This is a genomic window from Oscillatoria sp. HE19RPO, from assembly GCF_024220515.1.
Taxonomy (GTDB): domain Bacteria; phylum Cyanobacteriota; class Cyanobacteriia; order Cyanobacteriales; family Laspinemataceae; genus Laspinema.
Map to the genome: position 1 here is coordinate 1 of NZ_JAMXOT010000451.1, position 2,478 is coordinate 2,478.

Here is a 2,478-nt window from a genome sequence, read left to right on the forward strand (position 1 = left end):
GCTCACGCGCTTAAGGCGGCATCCTCCATTCCATAGCGGCGATTTTTACCCGTGCGCTTGTCCGGTAGCGACGACAAGCGCTTGCGGAAAGAACCCACTACAGTGTCAAACCAACCTGGCTTTTTCAACGGCTCTGGCCCCCCTGGGTTTCTCAGGAATGAAAATTTAATAACACAAATAAGGTAAGCTGTTCAGCATTTAAATTGGTATAATATTCAGACCTTCCATAACAATCAAGCCCATGCCAGCTACCAATTGTTTAACGAATGAACAAGTCAAAAAACTTCAAAAAGCCCTCAGGGTAATCGCATCTAATTTGGTATAAATTGTACTTGACAAATTACAGGAAAAGAAGTAATGAGGCCAGAATTTCTACAGATGGCGTTGGCGACGAATAAGCAGTTAAACTGGGAATGGTACAATTGCAGATATCCCTAGCTCAGGCAAATGAAAAAAGGCTTTGGTAAAGTTGTTCTCAACCCTCAGCAGCAACGAGAGGTTAAAATTATAAAGCCGAGTGTACTCAAGCATTTTCAGCAAATACCCGACCCTCGTGTGCACAGAACAAGACACCACAGTTTGGAAGCTATTCTCACCATAGCCATTTTAGCAGTGCTATCAGGGGCAGACGGATTTGTTGCCATTGAGGTTTACGGCAAAAGTAAGCAATCTTGGTTAGAGCAGTTTTTAGACTTGCCTCATGGGATTCCATCCCACGATACCTTTGGGCGGGTGATAGGAGCGATTGATCCGATGGCATTACAGGAGAGCTTTTTGGGGTGGATTGCTACAATCTCGGAAAAATTGAAGATCGAAGTAATTCATATAGATGGGAAGACCGACAGGGGTTCTTACGAGCGAGAAGGTTCGCTCAAAGCGTTGCATACGGTGAGTGCGTGGAGTAGTGAACATGGGTTGGTACTGGCACAACAAAAAGTTAAAGATAAGTCAAATGAAATTACAGCAGTACCTCCGCTTCTTCTATTGCTTAATCTAAAAGGGGCAGTAGTAACCCTGGATGCTATGGGCACCCAAACCGAAATTGCTCGTCAAATTAAGCGACAAGACGGGAACTATCTGTTGGCTCTTAAAGGCAACCAGCTCAATCTTTACAAACAAGTGGAAGCTTGGTTTGAGCAAGCCCGTACCAATTCTTGGGAAGGAATTGACTACAGCTATCATGAAACTGTGGAGGCGGGGCATCACCGTGTAGAAACTCGGCAAGTGTGGGTGGTGAGTGTTATAGCGGTTCCCGGACTCATGAGGTACAGTAGCAGCAATGAGCAAACCAATTGCGAATATCTTGTTGAGTGACTTGCCGCATGGCTTCAGTAATCCCAATAACTAAATCTTCATAGGTTCTCGCTTGAAATTTTTTGAGAATTCCTTTAACTTTTGACCAAAAATTTTCAATCGGAGAAAATTCCGGAGAATAAGGAGAGAGATAGATAAGTTTTGCTCCAACTTCTTGGATAGCTTCTTCAACCATTGTGCTCTTGTGAATGCTGGCATTATCCATGACTACACAAGCATTTTCCCATAAATTAAGAACAAGTTTGGTCACAATAAAGGCTTCAAATGTAACTTGATTTGTTGTTCCATATATGTTGGTTGAAGCTACGACTTCTTCGAGAGACAAAGCACTCAACAAAGATACTCTTTTTCCTCTTTTCTGTGGCTTTGGGCCTCTAGCTCTTTGCCCTTTAATAGCTCTGGCTTGGGTTCTAATTAAGGCTAGGTCTACTCCGGATTTATCTATGAAAATCAAGTCTTCATAAGGAATGTCTCTAATTTTCTCCCAAAACTCTACTCGTTTTTTTTGAACTTCTTCTTTATATTTTTCTTCGGCATAAAGAGTCTTTTTTTTTAAGTGTAGTTGAGCTTTTTAATGACTCTATCTAAAGTAGATGTACTGACTTTTACCCCCGTTTTTTCTTCAACCAAATCACAAAGCTCTTGCAATGTAGCATCATTATTATTTTCAAGGATCTCTATCAAAATTACTATTTCTTGACTTCCGAGTTTAGGGGCAGTATTTCCCCCTTGAGGTTTAGGGGCCAAATCACCAGTTTCTTTAAATTGCTTGAGGATTTTTTGCACAAAACTTTTAGCGACGCCAAATCGGTCAGCTACTTTTTGCATTGATAGATTTTCTTCCTCATAGATTTGTATGATTTTTTGCCTAAAGTCTATGGAGTAGGGTTTCATGATAGATTGGGATGGTTAAGACGAGTCAGTTCTCCTATGTATTGTACCTCATGAGTCCGGGAACCGCTATAACTAAACATCGTCATCGAATAGTAAATTATCAAATTTTATCTTCAGAAAATATTTGTTAGATTGGCTCGGGGGCCGTTGAGTCAACAGTCAAACAAATTGACAGACGATTAAAAATTTCATGTGCGCAGTGGTCTACGGAAAATATTAATCAGATGCTTAATTTGAGGTGTGCCTACTTGAATAACTTATTATAAAGTT

Annotated in this window: 3 protein-coding genes and 1 pseudogene; 2 read left to right on the plus strand and 2 right to left on the minus strand. The window is 40.8% G+C overall.

Features of this window, described 5'->3' with window-relative positions; all coding sequences use genetic code 11:
* Positions 1-2: 2 nt before the first annotated feature.
* A complete protein-coding gene (locus NG833_RS30710) occupies positions 3-128 on the minus strand; it encodes a hypothetical protein (protein WP_256556066.1) in 126 nt (41 codons plus the stop codon).
* A gap of 319 nt (positions 129-447) precedes the next feature.
* Between NG833_RS30710 and NG833_RS29335 the strand changes: the two genes are divergently transcribed.
* Positions 448-1,314, plus strand: a complete 867-nt coding sequence (locus NG833_RS29335) for an ISAs1 family transposase (RefSeq protein ID WP_254568802.1) — start codon at positions 448-450, stop codon at positions 1,312-1,314.
* Here NG833_RS29335 and NG833_RS29340 read toward each other — a convergent pair.
* Positions 1,259-2,208 (minus strand): IS630 family transposase gene (locus tag NG833_RS29340; protein WP_254568803.1). Its coding sequence is split into 2 segments (ribosomal slippage): positions 1,259-1,869 and positions 1,869-2,208, totalling 951 coding nucleotides; the frame shifts between segments, so codons are not numbered across the junction. The genes NG833_RS29335 and NG833_RS29340 overlap by 56 nt on opposite strands.
* Before the next feature lie 68 nt (positions 2,209-2,276).
* On the opposite strand from NG833_RS29340, the pseudogene NG833_RS29345 reads away from it, so the two are divergent.
* Positions 2,277-2,474: pseudogene (locus tag NG833_RS29345) on the plus strand (ISKra4 family transposase); the annotation flags it as partial.
* Positions 2,475-2,478: the final 4 nt, after the last annotated feature.

Coding starts and splice junctions, on each gene's coding strand:
- NG833_RS29335 (WP_254568802.1), top strand. CDS start 448: ATGAAAAAAGGCTTTGGTAAAGTTGTTCTCAACCCTCAGCAGCAACGA.